20 protein-coding genes and 2 tRNA genes are annotated in these 24,216 nt (G+C 68.1%); 5 read left to right on the forward strand and 17 right to left on the reverse strand.

Going from position 1 to position 24,216, the window contains the following annotated elements; translation table 11 throughout:
- Positions 1–20: 20 nt before the first annotated feature.
- The 7 genes from I7S92_RS01565 to tgt all read right to left on the reverse strand — a co-directional run bounded on the left by I7S92_RS01565 (position 21) and on the right by tgt (position 6,863).
- Positions 21–674, reverse strand: a complete 654-nt coding sequence (locus I7S92_RS01565; protein WP_197641704.1) for a protein-L-isoaspartate O-methyltransferase family protein — start codon at positions 672–674, stop codon at positions 21–23.
- Between the two features lie 210 nt (positions 675–884).
- A tRNA-Val gene (locus I7S92_RS01570) sits at positions 885–960 on the reverse strand.
- Positions 961–1,047: 87 nt separating this feature from the next.
- Positions 1,048–1,122: transfer RNA gene (locus tag I7S92_RS01575), tRNA-Val, on the reverse strand.
- A 13-nt stretch (positions 1,123–1,135) separates the two neighbouring features.
- The gene (locus tag I7S92_RS01580; RefSeq protein ID WP_197641705.1) at positions 1,136–1,558 is read right to left on the reverse strand and encodes an HU family DNA-binding protein; all 423 of its coding nucleotides are present in this window, start codon (positions 1,556–1,558) and stop codon (positions 1,136–1,138) included.
- Between the two features lie 181 nt (positions 1,559–1,739).
- Complete coding sequence (lon, locus tag I7S92_RS01585; RefSeq protein WP_197641706.1) at positions 1,740–4,136, reverse strand: endopeptidase La; 2,397 nt, start codon at positions 4,134–4,136, stop codon at positions 1,740–1,742.
- 357 nt (positions 4,137–4,493) lie between these two features.
- Positions 4,494–5,597 carry a Hint domain-containing protein gene (locus tag I7S92_RS01590; protein WP_197641707.1) on the reverse strand — a complete coding sequence of 368 codons (1,104 nt, stop codon included), beginning with the start codon at positions 5,595–5,597 and terminating at the stop codon, positions 4,494–4,496.
- 135 nt (positions 5,598–5,732) lie between these two features.
- A complete protein-coding gene (gene tgt / locus I7S92_RS01595; protein WP_197641708.1) occupies positions 5,733–6,863 on the reverse strand; it encodes a tRNA guanosine(34) transglycosylase Tgt in 1,131 nt (376 codons plus the stop codon).
- A gap of 146 nt (positions 6,864–7,009) precedes the next feature.
- Between tgt and I7S92_RS01600 the strand changes: the two genes are divergently transcribed.
- The 3 genes from I7S92_RS01600 to I7S92_RS01610 are packed head-to-tail and all read left to right on the forward strand — an operon-like array spanning position 7,010 to position 12,133.
- On the forward strand, positions 7,010–7,621 hold the full coding sequence (locus I7S92_RS01600) for a TetR/AcrR family transcriptional regulator (protein WP_197641709.1): 612 nt from the start codon (positions 7,010–7,012) through the stop codon (positions 7,619–7,621).
- Positions 7,622–7,626: 5 nt separating this feature from the next.
- Positions 7,627–8,796, forward strand: coding sequence for an efflux RND transporter periplasmic adaptor subunit (locus I7S92_RS01605; protein ID WP_242070007.1), 1,170 nt, complete (start codon positions 7,627–7,629; stop codon positions 8,794–8,796).
- Between the two features lie 13 nt (positions 8,797–8,809).
- Complete coding sequence (locus I7S92_RS01610) at positions 8,810–12,133, forward strand: efflux RND transporter permease subunit (RefSeq protein WP_197641710.1); 3,324 nt, start codon at positions 8,810–8,812, stop codon at positions 12,131–12,133.
- A 174-nt stretch (positions 12,134–12,307) separates the two neighbouring features.
- Here the strand turns inward: I7S92_RS01610 and I7S92_RS01615 are convergent, their stop codons facing one another.
- From I7S92_RS01615 to I7S92_RS01645, 7 genes are all read right to left on the reverse strand, one after another.
- Positions 12,308–13,009: an ABC transporter ATP-binding protein gene (locus tag I7S92_RS01615; protein WP_386003964.1), complete on the reverse strand. Its 702-nt coding sequence runs from the start codon at positions 13,007–13,009 to the stop codon at positions 12,308–12,310.
- Complete coding sequence (locus tag I7S92_RS01620) at positions 12,996–13,712, reverse strand: ABC transporter ATP-binding protein (protein WP_197641712.1); 717 nt, start codon at positions 13,710–13,712, stop codon at positions 12,996–12,998. Before I7S92_RS01620 ends, I7S92_RS01615 begins: the two co-directional genes overlap by 14 nt.
- Complete coding sequence (locus tag I7S92_RS01625; protein WP_242070008.1) at positions 13,700–14,647, reverse strand: branched-chain amino acid ABC transporter permease; 948 nt, start codon at positions 14,645–14,647, stop codon at positions 13,700–13,702. The genes I7S92_RS01620 and I7S92_RS01625 overlap by 13 nt, the downstream gene beginning before the upstream one ends.
- Complete coding sequence (locus tag I7S92_RS01630; RefSeq protein WP_197641713.1) at positions 14,644–15,522, reverse strand: branched-chain amino acid ABC transporter permease; 879 nt, start codon at positions 15,520–15,522, stop codon at positions 14,644–14,646. Before I7S92_RS01630 ends, I7S92_RS01625 begins: the two co-directional genes overlap by 4 nt.
- 75 nt (positions 15,523–15,597) lie before the next feature.
- A complete protein-coding gene (locus tag I7S92_RS01635) occupies positions 15,598–16,872 on the reverse strand; it encodes an ABC transporter substrate-binding protein (protein WP_197641714.1) in 1,275 nt (424 codons plus the stop codon).
- Positions 16,873–16,955: 83 nt separating this feature from the next.
- A complete protein-coding gene (locus tag I7S92_RS01640) occupies positions 16,956–18,290 on the reverse strand; it encodes a hypothetical protein (protein WP_197641715.1) in 1,335 nt (444 codons plus the stop codon).
- 181 nt (positions 18,291–18,471) lie between these two features.
- Positions 18,472–19,104, reverse strand: a complete 633-nt coding sequence (locus I7S92_RS01645) for a TetR/AcrR family transcriptional regulator (protein ID WP_197641716.1) — start codon at positions 19,102–19,104, stop codon at positions 18,472–18,474.
- A gap of 138 nt (positions 19,105–19,242) precedes the next feature.
- Between I7S92_RS01645 and I7S92_RS01650 the strand changes: the two genes are divergently transcribed.
- Positions 19,243–21,267 (forward strand): oxidoreductase, encoded by a 2,025-nt coding sequence (locus tag I7S92_RS01650; RefSeq protein WP_197641717.1) that lies wholly within the window; start codon positions 19,243–19,245, stop codon positions 21,265–21,267.
- A 67-nt stretch (positions 21,268–21,334) separates the two neighbouring features.
- Positions 21,335–21,841: a flavin reductase family protein gene (locus I7S92_RS01655; RefSeq protein WP_197641718.1), complete on the forward strand. Its 507-nt coding sequence runs from the start codon at positions 21,335–21,337 to the stop codon at positions 21,839–21,841.
- Here the strand turns inward: I7S92_RS01655 and I7S92_RS01660 are convergent.
- The 3 genes from I7S92_RS01660 to I7S92_RS01670 form a co-directional block, all read right to left on the reverse strand.
- The gene (locus I7S92_RS01660) at positions 21,838–22,257 is read right to left on the reverse strand and encodes a Fur family transcriptional regulator (RefSeq protein ID WP_197641719.1); all 420 of its coding nucleotides are present in this window, start codon (positions 22,255–22,257) and stop codon (positions 21,838–21,840) included. The genes I7S92_RS01655 and I7S92_RS01660 overlap by 4 nt on opposite strands.
- A gap of 181 nt (positions 22,258–22,438) precedes the next feature.
- Positions 22,439–23,074, reverse strand: a complete 636-nt coding sequence (locus tag I7S92_RS01665) for a YdeI/OmpD-associated family protein (RefSeq protein WP_242070009.1) — start codon at positions 23,072–23,074, stop codon at positions 22,439–22,441.
- 11 nt (positions 23,075–23,085) lie between these two features.
- On the reverse strand, positions 23,086–24,036 hold the full coding sequence (locus I7S92_RS01670) for a PHP domain-containing protein (protein ID WP_197641720.1): 951 nt from the start codon (positions 24,034–24,036) through the stop codon (positions 23,086–23,088).
- Positions 24,037–24,216 lie beyond the last annotated feature (180 nt).

Below are 24,216 nucleotides of genomic sequence, written 5' to 3' on the forward strand. Positions count from 1 at the left end.
CGGCATGGCCCCGAGGGCCGCTACAGGACGAACCCGCGCGCGCGGGCGAAACCGTCCAGCACCGGGGCGGCCGCGTTGAACACCGGGCGCCAGCTGACGCGGCCCTCGCTCTTGACCCCGATCCGCGCGGTGCCGATCGCCCCGTCCATGAAGATCGCACCGATCCGGCCGCCGTCCTTGAGCTGCGCCAGCAGCGTCGCGGGCAGTTCCTCGACGCCGCCCTCGACGGTGATCACGTCATAGGGCGCATGGCGGGCCGCGCCGTCCTGCAGCGGGCCGGCGACGACGATGGCATTGTCCACGCCCTCCTCCGACAGAAGCCGCCCGGCCTCGGCGGCCAGGGTGGCATCCGCCTCGACCGCGACCACCGTTTCGGCCAGCCGGGCCAGGACCGCGGCCGAATAACCAAGCCCGCAGCCCAGATCCAGCACCATCTCGCCGGGCTGCACGTCCAGCACATCCAGAAGCTTGGCCAGCGTCCGCGGCTCCAGCAGGACACGGCCGGGGGCCAGGGGCAGGTTCTCGCCGATATAGGCCGTCTCGCGCCGGTCCTCGGGCACATAGACCTCACGCGGGACGGCAAGCATGGCGTCGATGATCGGGAATTTGGTCACATCCGAGGGGCGGACCTGCGTATCCACCATCATCTCGCGGCGGGTGGCGAATTCGCTCATTCTGAACTCATCGGTTTGCTTGCGTCACCCGGCAGTCTTGCCACAGAACCCCATGGCCCGCAACGGCCTTCGCCGCGATTTCGCCGGCGTGACGGCGCGGCCACGGACCGCTCTGCCCCATCCGGTAAAATTCGACTAAAATTGCGCTTCCTCTTGGCAAAAATACTCAAATCCGGAGGTTGCAGCGGGCGGCAGGCCGAAAGAGGGGAATGGTGGGCGGTGAGGGATTCGAACCCCCGACATTCTCGGTGTAAGCGAGACGCTCTACCAGCTGAGCTAACCGCCCCTGCCCCGGTCCCTACCCCGCCGGCTTTGCGCTGGCAAGGCGTCGCAATGACGAAAGCGCGCCGATGGGGCGCGCTTTCGGGAATGATGGTGGGCGATAACGGATTTGAACCGCTGACATCTTCGATGTGAACGAAGCGCTCTACCGCTGAGCTAATCGCCCGGTGAGGGGGCTTTTAGTCGTCCTCTCCGTCCTCCGCAAGGGGCTTCGCACCGGCTTTTTCGCTACCCTTTCCGGCCTCGCCGCGCCGCAGCTTCAGTGTCATGACCGCGCCCGCCGTCCGCGCGACGCGCAGCTTGCCCAAGGGCGGCAGCGCCAGCGTGGCGCCCGCCTGCAGCGCGGCGGAGATTGCGACCAGGGTAGCCTCGACCGACTTCTTCGCCTCGGGCTTCCTCGCCCCGGTGGCGCCGGCGACGCGATCGACGAGATCCCGCAGCCGGAGCACGGCCGCCTTTCCCTCGGCCGCCAAGGGCGCCGGCGGTTCGACCACCTTCAGCGTTGGCTTGAGGTTGACGGCCTTCGGCCCGGGTTTGGCTGCCCTGGTCCTTGCGGGCTTAACCGGGGAGGTGTCGCCGGGCGATTTCGGGGTCGTGGCCATGGTTACCCTTTGGAAATTGTCACGCATCGCCGCAACCATAATGCTGCGACCCAAGGCCCACCAGCGGTTTCCACTTTTCCTCGCCGGTTCCCGAAAGCCTGCCCGGCTGGGCAAATCAATGGTTTCGCCCGAATGAGGAAGGCGCGCCCCGAGGGGCGCGCCTTCGTGCTTGTGCTGCAGCTCAGTGCGCGGTCTGCACGGGCTTCTCGGCCTGGGCCGCGCGGGCGGCCGCCGCGGCCTCTTCCGCCGCCTCGTCCCATTCCACGGGTTCCGGCTGGCGCACCAGCGCCTGGGCCAGGACCTCGCGGACATGGGTCACGGGGATGATCTTCAGGCCCTGCTTCACGTTCTCGGGGATTTCCGCCAGGTCCTTGGCGTTCTCTTCCGGGATGAAGACGGTCTTGATCCCCCCACGCAGCGCGGCGAGCAGCTTCTCCTTGAGGCCGCCGATGGGCATGGCATTGCCGCGCAAGGAAACCTCGCCAGTCATGGCGATGTCCTTCCGCACCGGAATCCCGGTCAGGACCGAGACGATGGAGGTCACCATCGCCAGGCCCGCTGACGGCCCGTCCTTCGGCGTGGCACCATCCGGGACGTGGACGTGGATGTCGATCGCGTCGAACTTCGGCGGCTTCACCCCGATCTGGGGCGAGACCGAGCGGACATAGCTGGCCGCCGCGTCGATGGATTCCTTCATCACCTCGCCCAGTTTCCCGGTCGTCTTCATCCGGCCCTTGCCCGGCAGCTTCAGCGCCTCGATCTGCAACAGATCGCCACCGACACTGGTCCAGGCCAGGCCCGTCACCACGCCGACCTGGTCCTCCTTCTCGGCCAGGCCATAGCGGTGGCGCTGGACGCCCAGGTATTCCTCGACCTTGGCCGGGTCGATCTCCACCTTCTTCGTCTTGCCCTTCAGGATGTCGGTCACGGCCTTGCGGGCCAGCTTGGCGATCTCGCGCTCCAGGTTCCGCACCCCCGCCTCGCGGGTATAGTAGCGGATGACATGGTTCAGCGCGTCGTCGCTGACGCTGAATTCGCCCTTCTTCAACCCGTTCGCGGCGATCTGCTTCGGCAGCAGGTGGCCGCGCGCGATCTCGCGCTTTTCATCCTCGGTGTAGCCCGCCAGCGGAATGATCTCCATCCGGTCCATCAGCGGCCCCGGCATGTTGTAGGAGTTCGCCGTGGTGATGAACATCACGTTGGACAGGTCGTATTCCACCTCGAGATAGTGGTCGATGAAGGTGTTGTTCTGTTCGGGGTCCAGCACCTCGAGCAGCGCCGAGGCCGGGTCGCCGCGGAAGTCCTGGCCCATCTTGTCGATTTCATCCAAGAGGATCAGCGGGTTGGTGGTCTTGGCCTTCTTCAGCGACTGGATAATCTTGCCGGGCATCGAGCCGATATAGGTCCGCCGGTGGCCGCGGATCTCGGATTCGTCGCGAACCCCGCCCAGCGAGATGCGGATGAACTCGCGCCCCGTGGCCTTGGCCACCGACCGCCCCAGCGAGGTCTTGCCCACGCCCGGAGGGCCGACGAGGCAGAGGATCGGCCCCTTCAGCTTGGTCGAGCGCGCCTGCACCGCCAGATATTCGACGATCCGCTCCTTGACCTTCTCGAGGCCGTAGTGATCGGCGTCCAGCACCTTCTGCGCCGCGCCCAGATCCTTCTTGACGCGGGACTTGACGCCCCACGGCACGCCCAGCAGCCAGTCGAGATAGTTGCGCACGACGGTCGCTTCCGCCGACATCGGCGACATCGACTTCAGCTTCTTCAGCTCCGCCTCGGCCTTCTCGCGCGCTTCCTTGCTGAGTTCGGTCTTGCGGATGCGCTCTTCCAGCTCGGCGACCTCGTTCTGGCCGTCCTCGCCGTCGCCGAGCTCCTTCTGAATGGCCTTCATCTGCTCGTTCAGATAGTACTCGCGCTGGGTCTTCTCCATCTGCGTCTTCACGCGCGACTTGATCTTCTTCTCCACCTGAAGGACGGACAATTCGCCCTGCATGTGGCCATAGACCTTCTCCAGCCGCTCGGCGACGTCCAGCGTCTCCAGGATCGCCTGTTTCTGGCCCACGTCCACACCCAGATGGCCCGCCACCAGGTCGGCCAGCCGCGCCGGCTCGCGGGTATCCGAGACGGCGGCCAGAGCCTCCTCGGGGATGTTCTTCTTCACCTTGGAGTAACGGTCGAACTCCTCGGACACCGCGCGGACCAGCGCCTCGACGGCGGTCTCGTCGCCGGGGGTCTCGTCCAGCTGCTCGGCCGTGGCCTCGAAATAGGCGGGGTTGTCAAGGAAGCCGGTGATCTTCACCCGCGCCTTGCCCTCGACCAGCACCTTCACGGTGCCGTCGGGCAGTTTCAGAAGCTGCAGCACATTGGCCAGGACGCCGGTGCGGAAGATGCCATCGGCGTCGGGATCGTCGGCGGTGGGATCCTTCTGCGAGGACAGGAGGATCTGCTTGTCGTCCTGCATCACCTCTTCCAGGGCGCGGACCGATTTCTCGCGGCCGACGAAGAGCGGCACGATCATGTGGGGGAAGACCACGATGTCGCGCAGGGGCAGGACGGGATAGCTTTGGATGCTCATATGTCTACCTTCGTTCGCGGCCGCGTCGCGGGGTCCCGACCATCGGCAACCCTGCCCGCTCCGCCTTCAGTCCGTAATCTGTGGTCCCGGGTGAAGGGATTCAAGTTACAGGTTGGTTCGCCAGAATGAACCTCTGCGTGAAGCGGTGCAAGATGCGAAACGACGGCGGCGGACCCGGTGGGCGAGATCGGCGCGAGACAGAGACTCTGCCATCGGGGCCGGATCCTGCGGCACCGGCTTCGGCAGGCGACAGGACACCGGGAGAGCCGGGGGATCCCGGGCGGCGCGGGTTGCCGGGAGGGGACGGGCCTCGCCATGCCCGCCGAGATCAAGGCCCGACAGGCTGCGCAATCGCGGCTATTCCGTGCTGCGGACAGCAGTCGACGGACGCGTATTGTTCCTGCCGGGCCCGGTCAGGCCGTAATCGCTTGCGCTGGCCGGGCAATGCGGCGCCTCGCGTGACAGCTGGCGCATGAGGACCGCCGCTTCGGAGGATTTCAGCGTGGGCAGCGCGTCGGGGCGCGCCAGGATCGCCTCGGCCCCCAGCGCCTCCAGCGTCTGCAGCAGCGAATTCCGCACCGGCCCGGCCATCAGCCCGACCATCCGCCGCGCGGGCTGGAAGCTCTCCGCAGGCAGGCCCTCGGCCAGAAGGATCTCGTGCCGCTCGAGCAGGAGATGGACATAGCACACGCCCTCGCCTTCCTGCGGGACATGGGCGAGCGTGCCGAGAAGATGCCGGGCGGTCACGAACACGCGCGGTGCGCCGAAGAATAGGTCGCAGGCCGGATCCTCCAGCACGACGCGGTGCTGCGGCGAGAGGTCGAGGTCGCGTTCCGGCAGGCCGGGCGCGAAAGCATGGGCCGGGATGCGGACCGGGCGCAGCGCGGGATCGGCGGCAAGTGCGGCGGCGCTGTAGCTGGAGAAGCCGATCCAGGCGAGGGGCACGGCACGGCCGTCCTCGGTCAGGACCGTCTCGCCGGGACGCAGGGTCTCGACCGCGCGGCGGCCCGATGGGGTGTCGATCAGGGTGCCCGCGCAGAAGCAGATCGGCGGCGGATCCAGGTTCACGCCGCTCAGCGGGATCGCGCCGTTGCCGAACGCGTTCATCTCCGCCTGGGTCGCGGGCGGTTCGCCCAGAACGTAGAAATATTCGTGCGCCTTGCCGTTGATCACGACCTCGAGCAGCACCACACTGCGCCCGACCAGACCGCCGGGAACCTGCGAGTTCCCCGCCGGCAACGTGCCGGTCAGCCTGACCGTGAAATTGTAGGCCACATTGTTGATGATGACCTGGGTATCCGGGTCCGGCAGGCCGTTGCTGGCATCGAGAGAGAGATCGCCGGTGCCATTGTCGGTAAAGGTCAGCAGCGTGGCCGGTGCGTGGTTGGTGCCGATCGGGTTCAGCGACTGGTTGCCGGCAGTCGTCGAATCTTCCCGCGCCCAGACCGAAAACGTCGCCATACCCGCACTCACATCTTTAATAATTTGTTAAGGAATTCGACGTATCGGCGGATCTGTCAAGGCTAACCCGCGCCCTGCCCCCGATGGCGGAAGCGGGTGGCCTCCTTGTCACGGTCGCGACGGCAGGGGCCGCCCTCACACGGGGGGAATGTCGCCTTCCGCCCGCTTCGCATGGAACCCGGCCACGAACCCCGCCAGCCGCCCCGCTGCGATCGCCTCTCGCAGCCCCTGCATCAGCACCTGGTAGTAATGCAGGTTGTGCCAGGTCAGCAGCATCGAGCCGATGATCTCGTCCGCCTTCACCACATGATGCAGGTAGGCGCGGCTGTAGCCCCGGCAGGCCGGGCAGGCGCAGCCCTCCTCCAGCGGCCGGGGGTCGTCCTTGTGCCGCGCATTGCGCAGGTTGACCTGTCCCCGCGCCGTCCAGGCCTGCCCCGTCCGGCCCGAGCGCGAGGGCAGCACGCAATCCATCATGTCCACGCCCCGCTCCACCGCCCCCACGATGTCGTCGGGCTTGCCCACCCCCATCAGGTAGCGCGGCTTGTCCTGCGGCAGGAATCCCGGCGCATAGTCGAGGACGGAGAACATCGCCTCCTGCCCCTCGCCCACCGCTAGGCCGCCGATGGCATAGCCGTCGAAGCCGATGCCCTTCAGCGCCTCGGCGCTTTCCTGTCGCAACTCCCGCGTGACGCCGCCCTGCATGATGCCGAACAGCGCATGTCCCGGCCGGTCGCCGAAGGCATCGCGGCTGCGCTGCGCCCACCGCATCGACAGGCGCATGGATTTCGCCACCACCGCCTCGTCCGCCGGCAGCGCCGGACATTCGTCGAAGCACATCACGATGTCCGACCCCAAGAGGCGCTGGATCTCCATGCTGCGTTCCGGCGTCAGCATGTGGCGCGAACCGTCGAGATGCGAGGCGAAGCGCACCCCCTCCTCGGTCAGCTTGCGCAGGGGGCCAAGGCTCATCACCTGGAAACCGCCGGAATCGGTCAGGATCGGGCGCGGCCAGTTCATGAACCTGTGCAGCCCGCCAAGCGCCGCGATCCGCTCGGCCGTGGGGCGCAGCATCAGATGATAGGTGTTGCCCAGCAGGATGTCGGCCCCGGTCGCGCGCACGCTGTCGGGCAGCATCGCCTTGACCGTGGCTGCAGTGCCGACCGGCATGAAGGCAGGGGTGCGGATCTCGCCCCGTGGCGTCTGGATCACCCCGGTCCGCGCCGCCCCGTCCCTTGCCGATATCGTGAAGCCGAAGCCCGTCGCCATGGCGCATCCATCCCCTTGCCTGCCGCGTCTTTGGGCCAAATCGACGAAAAAGCCAAGCACCCGGCCTGCCCCGCCATCATTCTGCTTGACCTTTGCCGCGACCTCTCTATTTGCGCGAATGAACGTTCATTCGCATCCGGTATCCCATGCCCGCCATCCCCGCCCCCGCAGTCCCCGACCGCAGCCACGAGATCCTGGCCTCGATCCGGCAGTCCTTTGCCGAAAAGGGCTTCGACGGGGCCTCGATGCAGGACCTGGCCCGCGCGGCGGGGATGAGCGTGGGGAACTTCTACCGCTATTTCCCCTCGAAGATGGCGATCGTGCAGGCGATGTGCGGCTATGACCTGGCCGAGATCCAGGGCGAGTTCGCCGAGATCCAGAAGTCCGACACGCCCATGGCCTGCCTGCGCGCCCGTATCCTTGCGCATTTCGACGAAGAGCAGATGAAGGACGGCCAGCTCTGGGCCGAGATCACCGCCGCCGCGATCCGCAAGCCCGAGATCGGCGAGGCCGCCCGCGAGATGGAGGAGACCATCGTCCGGCTGCTGGCCACGATCTTCGCCCGCGTCACCGGCCGCGACCCCGAGGCGGCGCGCCAGCGCTATGAGGGCCAGGCGCAGATGCTGGTGATGCTGGTCAAGGCCATGGCGATGCGCACCGCGCAATTCGGACCGGCCAGCCCGGCGCTCGAACGACAGGTCCATGCGGTGATCGACGGCCTCCTCGCGGACATTTCCACCGATACGGCAGAAGGCTGACCCCGATGCGCGCGACCCCGACCCTGATGCTTGCGGCCGCCCTGGCGCTGGGGCCCGCCCTGCCCCTGCCCGCCGAAGAGACTGCCATTGCCCCAGCGGCCGAGGCGCTGCCCGCGATCACCGTCTCGCAGGTGGTTCCCCTGCCGCTGGCCGAGAGGATCATCGCCTCGGGCCTGGTCGCGGCGGTCGAGGAGGTGCAGGTCGCCCCCCTGATCGAGGGCCAGCCGCTCGAGGAGCTTCGCGCCGACGTCGGCGACATGGTGGCGGAGGGCCAGGTGCTTGCCGTCCTGTCGAAATCGACGCTGGAACTGCAGCGGGCCGAAGCCGTCGCCTCGCTGGCGGCGGCGCGGTCCGGCATCGCGCAGGGCGAGGCGCAACTGGTCGAGGCCGAGGCGGCGGCGGCCGAGGCGGGGCGGGTGGCGGAGCGGACGCTGAAGCTGCGCGAACAGGGGACGGCGGCGCAGGCCCAGGCTGATGCGGCCAGCGCCAATGCGACCTCGGCCACGGCGCGGGTGACGGTGGCGAAGCAGGCGCTGGAGGCGGCGCGTGCCCAACTCGCCCTGGCCGAGGCGCGGCTGGAGAATGTGGACCTCCAGCTCAGCCGGACCGAGGTGAAGGCCCCGGTCGCCGGCGAGATCGTGGCCCGCAACGCCCGGATCGGCGCGATTGCCACGGCGGCGGGCCAGCCGATGTTCGTCATCACCCGCGACGCCGCGCTGGAACTGCGCGCCGACGTGGCCGAGGCCGATATCCTGCGCCTTGCCCCCGGCCAGAAGGCCCGCCTCCGCGTGGTGGGCATGACCGAGCCGCTGGAGGGCGTCGTGCGCCTGGTCGAACCCGTGATCGACGCGGCCACCCGCCTTGGCCGCGCCCGGATCTCGGTCGAGGCCGAGGGCCTGCGCCCCGGGATGTTCGTCGAGGCCGAGATCCTGGTCGCCGAGCGCGAGGGGCTGGCGGTCCCGGTCTCGGCGCTCGGCTCGTCGCCAGAGGGGGCGGTGGTGATGCGCGTCCGGGACGGAGTGGTCGAGCGCGTGGTGGTGACGACCGGGATCCGCGACGGCGGGCTGGTCGAGATCGCCGAGGGCCTTGCCGCCGGCGACACGGTCGTCACCAAGGCCGGCGCCTTCGTGCGGGCGGGCGACCGGATCAACCCGGTCCCGGCCGTGACCGACTGAGGGGGGCCGGCGCATGAACTTTTCCGCCTGGTCGATCCGCAACCCGGTCGCGCCGCTGCTGGCCTTCTTCCTGCTGCTCGTTCTGGGCTGGCAAAGCTTCAACAGCCTGCCGATCACCCGTTTCCCGAACATCGACGTCCCCCTCGTCGCCGTCGCCGTCGCCCAGTCCGGCGCCGCCCCCGCCGAGATGGAGACCCAGATCACCAAGGAGATCGAGGATGCCGTCGCGGGCCTGACCGGGGCCAAGCGCGTGACCTCGAACGTGACCGACGGGCTGTCGACCACGGTGATCGAATTCCGCATGGAAGTGCCGACCGACAAGGCGGTGCAGGACGTGAAGGACGCCGTGGACCAGATCCGCGGCGACCTGCCGGGCGGGATCGAGGCCCCCATCGTCTCGCGCATCGACGTCGAGGGCCAGGCGATCATGACCTTTGCCGTCGCCGCGCCGAACCGCACGATGGAGGAGCTGAGCTGGTTCGTCGACGACACCGTGACCCGCGCCTTGCAGGGCAAGCCCGGCATCGGCCGCGTCACGCGCGTCGGCGGGGCCGACCGCGAGATCCGTGTCGAACTGGACCCGGTACGGCTGGACAGCCATGGAGTCACCGCCCAGGCGGTCAGCGCCCAGATCGCGGCGACGAACACCAACCTCGGCGCAGGCAAGGTCAACCTCGGCGAGGGCGAGCAGGTGATCCGCACGCTCGGCGACCAGGGCACGGTCGAAAGCCTTGCCGCGATGACCATCGCCCTGCCCTCGGGCCGCTTCGTCCGGCTTACGGACCTCGGGCAGGTGGTGGACAGCTATGAGGAGCTGAAGAGCTTTGCCCGGATCGACGGCGAGACCTCGGTTGCCTTCCTGGTCTTCCGCTCGAAAGGAGCCTCCGAGGTCAGCGTGGCCGAGACCACGAATGCCGTGGTCGACGCATTGCGGGCCGAGAACCCGGACGTCGCCATCACCATGGTCGACGATTCCGTCTTCTACACCTACGGCAATTACGAGGCCGCGATTCACACCCTGCTGGAAGGCGCACTGCTGGCCGTGCTGGTGGTGCTGGCCTTCCTGCGCAACTGGCGCGCGACGCTGATCGCGGCGGTCGCCCTGCCGCTGTCGGCGGTGCCGACCTTCTGGGTGATGCAGCAACTCGGCTTCTCGCTGAACCTGGTCAGCTTCCTGGCCCTGACGCTGGCCACCGGGATCCTGGTCGACGACGCCATCGTCGAGATCGAGAACATCGCCCGCCATATCCGCATGGGCAAGACCCCCTTCCGCGCGGCGATCGAGGCGGCGGACGAGATCGGCCTGGCGGTCATCGCCACCACCTTCACCATCGTCGCGGTCTTCGTCCCCGTCTCGTTCATGCCGGGCATCCCGGGCCAGTATTTCCGCCAGTTCGGCCTTACCGTGGCGATTGCCGTCCTCTTCTCGCTGCTGGTCGCCCGCCTGATCACCCCGATGATGGCGGCCTATTTCATGCGCGCCAAGGATGCCGTCGGCCATGACGAGGGCCACGGCGACGGCCTGATCATGCGGGGCTATCTGCGGGTGGTCCGCGCCACGACCAAGGTCCGCCGCTCGGCAAGACGGCGCTGGCTGGCGCTGCCGACCTATTACCTCACCCTCGTCGTCGCCATCGGCGTCGTGATCCTGTCGGTCCTCGCCATGCTGCAGGTGCCGGGCAGCCTGTTCCCGCCCGAGGATGAAAGCCGGATCGTGGTCTCGGTCGAACTGCCGCCGGGCGCGACGCTGGAGGACACCGTCGCCACCACCGACCGGATGCGCGAGGCGGTGCGCGGAATCAAAGGCGTGCAATCGGTGCTGGTGATCGGCGGCTCGACCCCGCTGGGCGACCGCGACATCCGGCGCGCGACGTTCACCATCATCCTCGACCGGCTGGACAATGGCCTGGCGCGCAAGCTTTCGGACCTGGGCCAGAACCTGCCGCTGGTCGGCCACCTCCTGCCCGAAGCCCCGGTCCAGGGCCGCATCCGCCCGCAGTCCGAGATCGAGACCGAGGTCTTCGCCGCCCTGCGCAAGGTTCCCGACCTGCGCGCCTACAAGGCGGCGGCGATGGGCGGCGGTGCGCGGCCCTTCAGCTATGACATCCTCTCGGCCGACGAGGGCGACCTTGACGCGGCGATCCGCAAGATCGACGCTGCGCTGCGCGACGAGCCGATGTTCCTGAACGCCTCGACAGAGGCCGCCCTGCCCCGGCCGGAAATCCAGATCACCCCCCGACCGGAAGAGGCCGCCCGGCTGGGCGTGACCGTCAGCCAGATCGCCACCCTGGTCCGCGTGGCGACCATCGGCGATGTCTCGGCGGCGCTGGGGAAGCTTTCGATCGACAACCGCCAGGTGCCGATCCGGGTGCAGCTGGACGCGGTCTCGCGCGATGACCTTGCCCGGATCGCAGCGCTGAAGGTGACGACCGCCGCCGGTCCGGTGCCCCTGTCCTCGGTGGCGCGGATCGAGGTGGCCGAGGGGCCGTCGGTCGTCAAGCGGCTGAACCGGCTGCGGGTGGCAACCCTGGGGGCCGACATCGCGCCGGGCTTCGTGCTGGACCAGGCGACCGCCCGCTTCCAGGAGATCCTGCCGGGACTGGATCTGCCGCCTTCGGTCCAGGTCACCCCCTCGGGCGACGCCGAGGTCCAGGCCGAGCTGCTGGGCAGTTTCCAGAATGCGATGATCCTGGGCGTGCTGCTGATGATGTTCGTCCTGATCCTGCTGTTCCATTCGGTCCTGCAGCCGGTGACGATCATCTTCTCGCTCCTGCTGTCGGTGGGCGGCGTCGCGGCGGCGCTGATCATCACGCAGAATCCGCTGTCGATGCCGGTGCTGATCGGCATCCTGATGCTGATGGGGATCGTGGCCAAGAACGCGATCCTGCTGATCGACTTCGCGATCGAGATGCGCACGCGCGGCTTCACGCGAATCGAGGCGGTGATCGAGGCCGGCCACAAGCGCGCCCGCCCGATCGTGATGACCTCGATCGCCATGTCGGCCGGCATGCTGCCCTCGGCGCTTGGCGTGGGCGAAGGCGGAGCGTTCCGCGCGCCGATGGCGACGGCGGTGATCGGCGGGATCATCGTCTCGACCGTGCTCAGCCTCGTGGTCGTGCCGTCGATGTATCTGGTGATGGACGACCTGTCGCGCGCGCTCTCCTGGGTGCTGCGCCGCTTCATCGGCCGCAAGGAAGCCGAGCCCGAAAGCCCCGAGGCCCATGTCCTGGCCGAACGGATCGAGGCGGGCCGCGCGGAGATCGCGCGGATGGAGAAGCGGCTGGCGGGGCTGGAGGCCGGTCTCGCCCTGCGCGCCGGGTCCCACGCGGCGGAATAGGCGCGACCTTGGGGCCGGGGCCAATTTTCTTGGAAGAAAATTGCAAAATTCTTCGAAGAATTTTGGCCCCCGGTTCAACAACCGCAGCGCAAACCTGCAGAATGAACCCCCTCGGGGCGCCCAGCCAAGGTGGACCCTTTCGAAACCTCCGGCCGCCGGGTGGCGGCGTTCGGTTCACACCCCGACATAGGTGCGGAAAGCCGGATCGTCCGCTGCCAGCCCCCTTGTGTCCCGCACCTCCTCGACCCGGCCCGCGACCATGAATGCCACCCGGTCGGCCAGCCGCAGCACCGCGTCCACCCGCTGCTCGACCAGCACGACCGCCACGCCCTGCCCTTTCAGCACCACCACCGCCTCCTGGATCAGCGCGATGATCGAGGGTTGCAACCCCTCGGTCGGTTCGTCCAGCAGCAGGACCTTCGGCTCCAGGCAGAGGGCGCGGGCGATGGCCAGCATCTGCTGCTCGCCGCCCGAGAGCGTGCCCGCGACCTGTGCGAGCCGGTCGCGCAGGCGGGGAAAGAGGTCCAGCACCCGCTCCAGCACCGCCGGATCGTTGCCGCGCACGAGGCCACCCACGGCAAGGTTCTCGGCGACCGTCAGCGGCCCGAACAACCGGCGGCCCTGCGGCACATAGGCCAGACCGCGCTTCGGCACCTGATGCGCGGGCAGGCCCTGCAGCGCCACGCCGTCCAGCGTGATCGTCCCCGTGCCGACGGGGATCAGCCCCATCAGCGCCTTGAGGAAGGTGGACTTACCCACCCCGTTCCGCCCCATCAGGCAGGTGATCCGCCCCGCCTCGGCCCGGAAACCGAGGCCGCGCAGCACGGTGACCGGGCCATAGCCCGCCGTCAGGCCCTGGACCTCAAGCGCCAAGATAGGCCTCCTGCACGGCCGGGTTGGCGCGGATCGCAGCGGGCGTCCCGCTGGCCAGCACCCGGCCGAAGGTGAGGACCGTGATCCGGCTGGCAAGGTCCATCACCACCTCCATGTTGTGCTCGATCAAGAGGACCGTGGTCTCCGGCACCAGGCTGCGGACCAGCGCCTTGAAGCCCTCGATCTCGCTGGCGGCGAGGCCCTGCGTCGGCTCGTCCAGGATCAGGAGACGCGGCTTCAGCGCCAGGCCCATGGCCAGTTCCAGTAGCCGCTGATGTCCGTAGGACAGCGTTCCGGCCTCCTGCTCCTCCAGCCCGTCCAGCCCGACGCGGGCCAGTGCCGCGCGGGTCCTGTTCTCCAGGTCGCGGGTGCCTTGCGCCTGCACGGCAAGGGCCACGTTGTCAAAGACGCTGAGGCGGGGGAATATGCTGGTGATCTGGAAGGTATAGGCGATGCCCTTCCTGACCCGCAGTTGGGCGGGCAGCCGGGTGATGTCCTCGCCCGCCAGCAGGATCCGGCCCGACTGCGGCAGGCGGCGGCCGGAAAGAAGGCTCACGAAGCTGGTCTTGCCCGCACCGTTCGGGCCGATAAGCGCATGGATCTCGCCCGCCTCCAGGGTGAAATCGACGCCATCCACCGCCTTCAGCCCGCCGTAATGCAGGGTCAGCCCCCGCGTCTCGATCAGGGGAGCCATCACGGCAGCCATTTGGCCCACCTTTCCCGGACCGTGCCCAGGATGCCCTTCGGCGCGAACAGGACCAGCGCCACCAGCGCCGCGCCGATGATGAACTGGTGCGCGGTGGTCAGGCCGGTCGCGGCCTCGACCAGCGCGAACATCAGAAGGGCGCCAAGGAAGGGGCCCAGCGTGGTCCCCGCGCCGCCCATCAGGACATAGAGCATCGGCAGGATCGAATACTGGATCGTGGCGAAACTGGCCCCGACATAGCCGAAAAGGAGCGCATAGGCCGCCCCGGCCGCGCCCGCGTAAAGGCCGGAGAGGGTCAGAGCCGCCAGTTTCACCGTGAAGGGATTGTAGCCGAGCATGCGGCTGCGCTCCTCGTTCTCGCGCATGGCGATCATGGTGCGGCCGAAGGGCGAGCGCATCAGGGCCAGGCTGACCAGAAGGCCCGTGGCGAAGATCGCGAAGGCGGCAAGAAAGCGCGGCGTGTCGGTCGAGAGGTCGAAGCCGAGAAAGCTCCGGCTGGCGGCGGCAACGGCAAATCCGTCGTTGCCGCGGGTGACCGGGGCGAAATAGAGCAGCGTCAGGAAACCGGCCTGGGCGAACATCAGCGTCACGATCATGAAGCTGACCCCGGCCGTGCGCAGCGCCAGAAGGCCAAGCACGGCGGCGACCAGACCGCCCCCGGCAAGCCCCGCGATGAAGGCGGGCCCCGCACTCCAGCCCCAGAGCAGCGCGGGCAGGCCCGCGGCATACATCCCCGCGGCGAGAAGGAGGGCGTGCCCGAGGCTCAGGAGCCCGGTATAGCCGAAGGCCAGGTTGTAGCCCATGGCGAAGACCGCCAGCACCATGATCCGGGCCAGATTGGTGGCCAGATAGGGCGAGAGCCAGAACTGCGCCGAGGCCAGCACCGCCAAAAGCGCCAGGTGCAGCGCCCAGACGCGCAGGCCGTTCCGCCTCATGCCCTGGCTCCGAACAGGCCCTGCGGGCGCAGGACCAGCACCATGGCGACCAGGAGCGTCGCCAGGATCTTTGCCAGCGTGGGCGAAAAGAACATCGAGATCACCCCGTCCGAAAGCCCGATCACCACCGCCGCAACCAGCGTGCCGCGCAAGGACCCGAGCCCGCCGATGATCACCACGATGAAGGACAGGAGCAGCGGGTCATGCCCCATCAGATATTGCGCCTGCTGGATCGGCACGACCAGGACTCCGGCCAGCGCGGCGAGGCCCGCGCCAAGCGCGAAGGTGCCCATGTAGACCCGGTCGACATTGATGCCGAAGGCTTGGGCGGTCATCCGGTCCACTTGCGTCGCGCGCATGATCAGCCCCGCCCTGGTGCGCGACAGGAAGGTCCAGAGCGCCAGAAGCACCGCCAGCGCGGCGAGGACGACGAAGAGCTTGTAGCCGGAATAGCCGAACCACGGCAGCTGGATGCGCCATTCGAAAGGAGCGGGCACGGGGTTGGCGTTCGGGCCGTAGAGGGACAGCGCGGCCTGCTGCAGGATGTAGAGAAGGCCGATGGTGGCGACGATCGTGGCCTCGGGGTCGTAGTTCAGCCGCTTCAGGATCAGCCCGTCGGCCACCGCCGCCAGGGCCGCGACCAGCACCGGCGCGATGATCAGTGCGGCAAGGAAGGTCAGCGCGGCGGGCCCCGGGATCATGCCGGTCACCGCCCAGGCAAGGACCGCGCCCAGCATGTAGAACTCGCCATGCGCGACGTTGACCACGCGCATGACCCCGAAGACGAGCGACAGCCCTGCCGCCGCCAGCGCCAGGACGGCGGCGGTCACGAGGCCCTCCATCAGGGCAAGAAGCAGGAAGGGTCCGAAAGCCATTGGGTTCCGTGGGTGAAGGAAAAGCTGGGTGAATCACCCACCCTACCTGTAGGGTGGGCAATCTGCCCACGCGGCTCAGAAGGACATCGTCGTGTAGTCGACCGCGTCCTCGTAAAGCCCCTCCTCGATCGTCGTGGTGTGCACTTTCACCAGCTTGCCGCCCTGCACCTGGCTGATCGACTGCGTGCCGAAGACCTGGTGCGTCTTGCCGTTGAAGCGCTTGGCCCCCTGCGGCCGTTCGATGCCATAGGGCAGGTCCGAGATCGCCTCCATCGCCTCGACCAGCTTCTGCCGGTCGGCCGGGCCGGCGTAGCCCGAGGCCTCCATCGCCTGCTTGATGAAATAGAGCGTCTCCCAGGTGCTGAACATGTGGCTGTAGGTCGAGATGTCCTTGGCGTCGCTGACAGATGCGCCGTTGTCGTCCACCCCCACCGCGGCGCGATAGGCGGCCTCATGCTCGCCCGCGTCGGCGGGTTTCACCCTTGGATGCGCCTCCCAGAAATGGCTGCCTTCCAGGAACTCCAGCCCCGGCGTCGCGGTGTCCACCGCCTCCAGGCTGTCGACGAAGCCGAAGAGCGCGGGCTTGGCGCCGGTGCCGTAGAACTCGCCCAGTTCCTTGACGAAGGTCAGGACGGCCGGTCCGACCATGACGTGATACAGGACCTCGGTCTCGGCCGGGATCTGCGGGAAATAGCGGGTGAAGCTGGTTTCCGTCGGGGGCACGGCGATCTGGGCGATGACCTCGCCGCCCTGCTCGGCAACCGCCTTGGTGAAGAAGTCGCGGTGGTCGTGGCCGAAGGCATAGTCCGGGAAGACCATGGTGACCTTCTTGCCAAGGTTCGCCGCCACCCACGGCGCCATGGTCGAGATCTGCGCCCGCACATCGGTGATGCCGGGCTGCAGCGTCCAGCGGTTCAGCGCGCCCGAGGCGACGTGATAGCCCTCGGAGCAGACGAGGTAGGGCACCTTCAACTCGCCCGCCCTTGGCGCGGAGCCCATGACGACATGCGAGAACAGCGTCCCCATCACCAGGTCGCAGCCATCCGCCTGGGTCAGCTTGTCCACCACTTCCGAGCCGCGCTTGGGGTCGGTCGCGTCATCCTCGAACAGGATCTCGACCGGCCGGCCCGCGATCCCGCCCGCGTCGTTGATCGCCTTCAGCGCGGCCTGGGTGGTCCGTTCGTACCAGCGTCCGTAGGCGGCGCCGATGCCGGTGCGGTGCAGCTGGAAGCCGATCCTGATCGGGGCGGCCTGCGCGGCGACATGGCCCGGCAGCGCCGCAGTCAGCAGCCCCGCGCCTCCGGCCAGAAGAAGGCCGCGGCGGGTAGGGTGAAGCAATCCGTTCGACATCTCCGTCTCTCCACTGTTGCGGCCTCTGGTTCGGGCCATTGCGTTCGATTAAGGGGGCGTAACCCCCGGTTTGTCCAGTCGTTTCACCCGGTCCTTGCGGTGGACAGCAGCCACAGCCCCAGCACCGTGTACCCCACCATCAAGGCCGTCATCGGCAGATGCGCGATTCCCCGTGCCCCCTGGCCCGCCAGTTTCAACCCCAGAAGCACCGCCAGAAGATGCGCCGCAAGGATCGCGGCGAACTGTGCGGCATAGATCAGCGGCATCACCCGCGGGTCGGTGAGAAAGCCGAAGGAGACGAAGAAGGGCGGCAGACCCAGCCAGCTATCGCCCCGCATCAGGGGATCGTTCAGCGCGGCGAGCGTATATTGCCCCGCCGTCAAGAGCATCACCAGGTAATGCGCCGCATGGTATCCCGCCGCGATGGCGAGGAACGAGAGCATCACCGGCCCGGTGGCGAAACCGCCGCCGATCCGGCGGCCAAGGGTGATCGCCGTCAGGATCAGGGCCAGCGTCAGCAGCCAGACCGCGACCAGACCCGCCGTGTTCTGCACCACCACCGCGCTGCGCCCGGTGGGCTCCAGCGGGTTCTCCCCGATCAGGGCCTGCCACCAGAAGGTCTCGACCAGCCCGTCGAAGGTCAGCGCCGCCAGCGAAAGGCTGACGAACACCACGGCCGAGGGTGTCAGCGGCGGCATCGCCAACACCTGCGTGCCGGGCCAGCCGAGCATCAGCCGGGTCCGGCTTCCTTGCGTCTCGTGCCAGAGCGGCGCGACCTTGGCGATGAGGCCGAAGAGGACGGTCAGGAACTCGCCCCGCTCCAGCCAGTCCTCGCCGTCCAGCACGGCAAGCAGGAAGATCGCCAGCCAGTAGGCCAGCGCGACCGCGGCCAGGACGGCAGGATCGTCGGGGTAGAGCGAGACCATCTGGAACCAGACGAAGCCCGCGTAGCCGGCAACGGCGGGCCAGTGGCCGAGGCGGGCAAGACCGATCCCGCCCTTTCGGCCCAAGAGCGTGCGGGCAATGCGGACGGGGCCGGTCCACGGGTTCAGTCCGCGCCAGAGGTTGCCGAAGAGCATCGAGCCAAGGGGCACGACAATCCAGACCCCGGTCCAGAACACCAGCGTCATCAGGTTGTGCATCGGGTCGCGTGCGCCGAACAAGCCGACGAAGACCAGGGCGAGGAAGGCAAGGAAGGACAGGTAGGAGGTCAGGCCGACCGGCAAGATGACCCGCCGCGCGCCGAGCAGGCGCGGCTCCATCGCGGGCAGGCGGTGGGCGGCGGCGCCCATCAGCGCGGTCAGGGCCACGGTCAGGGCGGCGGCGGTGATGTAATGCCCCGTGGGCAGGGTCAGGATGACCGAGGGCGGCAGGGCGCAGGCGAAGGCACGGCCGGGGGTCAGAAGCACGGCCAGCACGGCGAGCCCCGGAATCTTCGAAAATTCCGGACAAAATTCTTCGAGGAATTTTGGACCCCGCCGCAGCCTCACCGCTTGTCGTCCTCTCTTGCATCCCTGTCGGGGGCGCGCCTTGCGTAACCCTGCCGGAAAAGCGCCGTCCCTGCAATCGATGTGCCCATGGCTGCGGTGCGGCAGCGCGTCAGTCGCCGGCCCGGGCCGGGTGCCGGGCCTCGAAGGCGGCGATCTCGGCGGCGGTGGGGGCGACGCCGGAGAAGGTCAGCACATAGGCCGGGTTGCGCGCCATGCGGATGGCATGGCTTTCATCGGACCGAAGCGCGATATAGCCGACCTGGGTCAGATAGAGCGTGCGCGCGCGGGTGTCGGCCTCGGCCTCGCCATAGCCGAAGCGGCGGAAAAGCCGGGTGATGGCGGCAACCCTCGTGGCGTCGGCCTCGCCCATCGCCGCCGCGACGGCAGGGTCGGTCAGCGACCAGGTCCGCATCGCGAATTCCAGGCGGCTGTCGAACAGGTCGTCGTCATACCAGCAGTCGAAGAGGTTCAGCGTCGCCTCGGCGATCGTCGCGGCCGGAGCTTCACAGCGCGCCACCAGATTGCCGGTGTTCTTGGCCCGCCACCGCTCAACCAGCCCCGCAAGAAGCGCCTCGCGGTCGGGGAAATGCCAGTAGAAGCTGGTGCGCGACAGACCCACCCGCTCGGCCAGGGGCATGACCTTCACCGCCTCGACCCCGCCCTCGACCAGAAGGTCGTAGGCCGCATCCAGCCAGAGATCCGGCGTTCCCCGCCATCCGCGCTCGGTCTTTTGCCTGTTCATGCCGCCGACCTAACCATCCGCGCCGATCCGGCACAAGCAGATCGAAACAAAACTCGACACATGTGTCAAGTTTTGCGATACTGCGTCACAGAAGCGATTCACCCCAATAGCGATCCACCCCAACCAAGGTCCGGCCCCATGTCGAACGATCCGCTCCTCCAGCCCTACAAGTTGAAACACCTCACCCTCCGCAACCGGATCATGACGACCAGCCATGAACCGGCCTATGGCGATGACGGGATGCCCAAGGACCGCTACCGGCTTTACCACCTGGAACGCGCCAAGGCCGGGGTCGCCATGGTGATGACCGCGGGCTCGGCCAGCACCAGCCGCGACAGCCCGCCGGTCTTCTCGAACCTCCTGGTCTGGAAGGACGAGATCGTGCCGTGGATGAAGCGGCTGACCGACGACTGCCACGAGGCGGGGGCGGCGGTGATGATCCAGCTTTCGCACCTTGGCCGCCGCACACGCTCGGACAAGGGCGACTGGCTGCCGGTGGTCTCCTCCTCGGGGATACGCGAACCCGCGCACCGCGCCTTTCCGAAACAGGCCGAGGACTGGGACATCGCCCGCATCATCCGCGACTACGTGGACGCGGCCGAGCGGATGCATGCGGCGGGCGTCGACGGGATCGAGTTCCTCTGCCACGGCCACCTGCTTGACCAGTTCATGTCGCCGCTGACCAACACGATGGATGCCCCCTATGGCGGCAGCCTGGAAAACCGCGCCCGCCTGACGCTGGAGATCGTCGAGGCCGTGCGCAAGCGGATCGGCAACCACATCATCCTGGGCCTGCGCTACGGCGTGGACGAGATGGAGCCGGGCGGCATCGACATCGAGGAAGGCGTCGCCCTGGGCAAGATGTTCCGCGATTCGGGCATGGTCGACTACCTGAACATCAACCGCAGCCGGATCCATACCGATCCGGCGATGACCGACATGATCCCGATCCAGGGCATGCGGTCCGCGCCGCACCTGGATTTCGCCGGTCGCATCCGGGCCGAGGTCGGGATGCCCACGCTCCATGCCGCCCGCATCGCCGACGTTGCGACCGCGCGGCACGCGGTGGCGACGGGCCAGGTCGACATGGTGGGGATGACCCGCGCCCACATGGCCGACCCGCATATCGTCCGCAAGATCGTCGAGGGCCGCGAGGACGACATCCGTCCCTGCGTCGGCGCGACCTATTGCCTGGACCGGATCTACCAGGGCGGCATGGCGCTTTGCATCCACAACCCCTCCACGGGCCGCGAGCAGACGATGCCGCATGACATCGCCCCGGCCGGGGTGAAGAAGAAGGTCGTCGTGGTCGGCGCCGGCCCGGCCGGCCTGGAAGCCGCCCGCGTCGCGGCCGAGCGGGGGCATTCGGTCGTCGTGTTCGAGGTCGCCGACCAGCCCGGCGGCCAGGTCCGCCTGACCGCGCAGACCAAGCGCCGGGCCGAGATGATCGGCATCGTCGACTGGCGCATGGCGCAATGCACCGCGAAAGGGGTGGAATTCCGCTTCAACACCTGGGCGGAAGCCTCTGACGTCCTTGCAGAAAACCCAGATGTGGTGGTGATCGCGACGGGTGGCCTGCCCAACACGGAAGTGCTGGCCAAGGGCAACGACCTGGTGATCTCGACCTGGGACATCCTCTCGGGCGACGTGAAGCCGGGCGCCAACGTCCTTCTCTACGACGACGCGGGCGACCATGCCGCGCTGCAGGCCGCGCAGTTGATCGCCGAGGCGGGCTCGAAGGTCGAGGTGATGACCCCCGACCGCACCTTCGCGCCCGAAGTCATGGCGATGAACCTGGTGCCCTACATGCGGGCGATGCAGGACAAGGACGTGACCTTCACCGTGACCTACCGCCTCCTGGAGGTCGAGAAGGCCGGCAACCAGCTGAAGGCGACGATCGGCTCGGACTACATGAAACTCGACAAGACGGCGGTCTACGACCAGGTTGTGGTGAACCACGGCACCAAGCCGCTGGCCGAGATCTATTTCGAGCTGAAGCCGCTTTCCGCCAACAAGGGCGCGGTGGACTATGGGGCGATGATCGACGGCCGGCCCCAGCCCGCGGCCGAGGGCTTCCAGCTCTACCGCATCGGCGACGCGGTGGAGGCGCGGAACACCCATTCCGCGATCTATGACGCGCTGCGGCTGGTGCGGACGGTCTGAGGGGCAAGTTTGCGGTTGATTGTCATGGGCCTTGCCATATCTGGTGGGGCCCATGACATTGCCCGCCATGCCCGACGGAACCAGCGTGACCGAAACGACTTTTCTCCCCGCCGACCCGCGCGCCCTGCGCGATGCCTTCGGCCGCTTCGCGACCGGGGTGACGCTTGTCACCACCCTGGGGCCCGAGGGGCCGGTGGGTTTTGTGGCCAACAGCTTCGCCTCGGTCTCGCTCGACCCGCCGCTGGTGCTGTGGTCGCCCGCCCGCGCCTCGCGCCGGTTCGGGATCTTCGCGGAGGCGGCGCATTTCGCGATCCATGTGCTTGAGGCGGGTCAGCGCGAGTGGCTGGCCCGGTTCACGCGTGGTGGGGCGGGCTTCGACGGGCTGGACCATTCCGTCACCACCGAGGGCCTGCCCGCGCTGAGCGGAGCGCTGGCCCGTTTCGACTGCGCGTCCCACGCGGTGCATGACGGGGGCGACCATGCGATCGTGGTGGGCCGCGTCCTGCGGGTGACGGTGCGGGCGGGCGAGCCGCTGCTCTTCAGCCAGGGGCGCTATGGCCGCTTCGAGGGCTAGGTCTTCTTCCGGCAGTACAGTTCCATCCGGTGATGGACGATCTCGAAGCCCAGCTCGGCCGCAATCTCGCGTTGCAGCTGCTCGATCTTCTCGGATCGGAATTCGGTGATCTGGCCGCTGTCGAGGTCGACGATGTGGTCGTGGTGCGGGGCGTCCGCGACCTCGTAGCGGGCACCGCCGTTTTCCAGCGGCAGCCGCAGGACCACTCCTTCCCGCTCCAGCACCGAGAGGGTGCGATAGACGGTGGCCAGCGACAGGCTGTCGTCCAGGGCACGGGCGCGGCGGTGGAGTTCGGCGGCGTCGGGGTGATCGGCGGCCTCGGTCAGGACCTTCAAGAGCGCCTCGCGCTGGCGGGTCACGCGGACACCGCCGTCACGGAGGGCCTGGGTCATGCGGCGGGCGGGGTCGGAGGTCATGCGGCCATGGTAGACCAGGGCGGGCGGCGGGGTCAAATGCGGGCTGCTCGCGCGCGGGCAGAATGAGGGCTGCTGGAAATTCAAAGGCTTGGCCGTGGACGTTTACCAACAGGTAATCATGCTTGGCTGCAACGCGGAGGAAGCGGATTCCAGGCCGGAAGACCGAGCGGATCGGGCGCGGCTACCTTTCGGTCGCGCCCTTTCCGGCAAGGATCTTCGCGCGGCCTTTTTCGATCCGGGACAGCCGCGTCGCCGAGGTCTTGGCATCTCCAAGGAACAGCGCCCAGCTTTTCCGGCGCCCCGGCGTGAGCGCCTGGAAGGCCTCGGCCAGTTCGGGATCGGCATCCAGCGCCTCGACCAGTTCCTCGGTCAGGTCGGGCTGGCTGCTGTCCTTCGGCGGCAGGAGTCCTGCTTCGGCATAGCCCATCGCCTCGGCCAGATAGGCCTTGATCAGCGGGGCCATCTTGTCGGGCGCGGCATTGTCCGTGAAGCGCAGGCAGTCCGGGTGCCGGGTGTTGGGACCCTGGCGTTCCAGCACCCCTTCCGGGTCGTGCATCAGGGCGGCGTTGAAGAAGGTCAGACGGAAATCGCCCCGGAAAGCCCCCATGATCGCGATGTTGCGACCGGCGTGCATGTAGCAAGGATGGCCCCATTTCGCCACCTCCTCCAGCCCCACCTCGCGGCAGAGGCGGCGCAGCGTCATGAGGCCCTGAAGCCAGAGCCGTGTGGAGCAGTCGGGGGTCGCGAAGCGTTCGCACCGGCCGCAACCGAGGGAGAAGAAGTCCTCGACATCGGTGATCATGGCGGGGCCGGGCATGTCGGTTCCTTTCACAAGACCCTGGGGTTCTTCCCGCCCTCGCGCCAGATCGGGTTCGACCAGGCGCGTTTGCCGGCGGCGTCGATCGCCGCAACCCGGATCCAGGGCGAATTGTTCAACCGCTGCAGCGGGACGGCGGCGCGGGTCATCGAATGGCCGTGCACCGCCTTGGCCCCGGTGCCATGCCCCATCGCCACCACCGAGACCACGGCGGAGCTTTCGACGACGACATGGTCGCCCTCCAGCCGGACGTCGCGCAATTCGGGCCCCTGGCTGGAGTAGAAGGCCCCCGCCTTCAGGGCGGCAAGCAGCGCCCCGGGCGTGTTCTCGGGGGCCTTCACCATGACCCAGCCGCCGAAATGGTCGGGTTCAGAGAAATGCGCGTCGTCGGTGGCGATCAGCGAGAGCTTGCGGCCTTCGGTCAGGAGGAGATCGGCGATGGCCGCGCCGTCGGGCCGGTCGCAGCCGGCAGCGCAGCCGTGGTTGTAGATCTCGACCGCATGGGCGGCGGTGATGGCGCGGGCGTCGGCCAAAGTCAGGCCGGACCATTGCGGATGGGCGATGGCGACGAAGGCTCCGGCCGCGACCGCGCGGGCCGCGATCTGGGCGCCGGTCTCCTGCTCCGCCACGGGAACGAAGGTCGGCGCATTCGGGGGCGGGAAATCCGGCGGCAGGCCCACGGCGAGGATATGCCAGAGCTCGCCATTGGCCATGGCGCCGGAATGGAGCTCGGCCCCGAGGATGGTGGTGAAGCCCTCGGCGCGGAACGGCGTGGTGTCGACGATCGGATAGCCGTAGCTGCCGATGAAATGGTCGGTCAGCGCCAGGAAATCATAGCCTTCGGCCCGATAGCGGCGGCAGACCTCTTCGGGGGGCAGGACCCCATCGGAGCGGGTGGAATGCGTATGCAGATTGCCGCGCCAGAAGCGGCCAGGGGCGGTGAAGGCAAGCGGGCGGGTCATCTGGACAGGATCCTTTCGGGCGGTTCCCGGGGCAGCACGCGGTTTCCCGGCGGATCGGCAGGGTTGCGCCGAGGCGAAGGGACGAAGTGACACCGCTTCCGCCGATCCTTGCCCGGAGTCCGGGCCGGAGCAAGAGGGGCCTCGCCGACTTGCGCAAGTGCTGATATGTTGAATCAATCT

This window comes from Tabrizicola soli (assembly GCF_015999335.1).
In the GTDB taxonomy this organism is placed as follows: Bacteria; Pseudomonadota; Alphaproteobacteria; order Rhodobacterales; family Rhodobacteraceae; genus Tabrizicola; species Tabrizicola soli.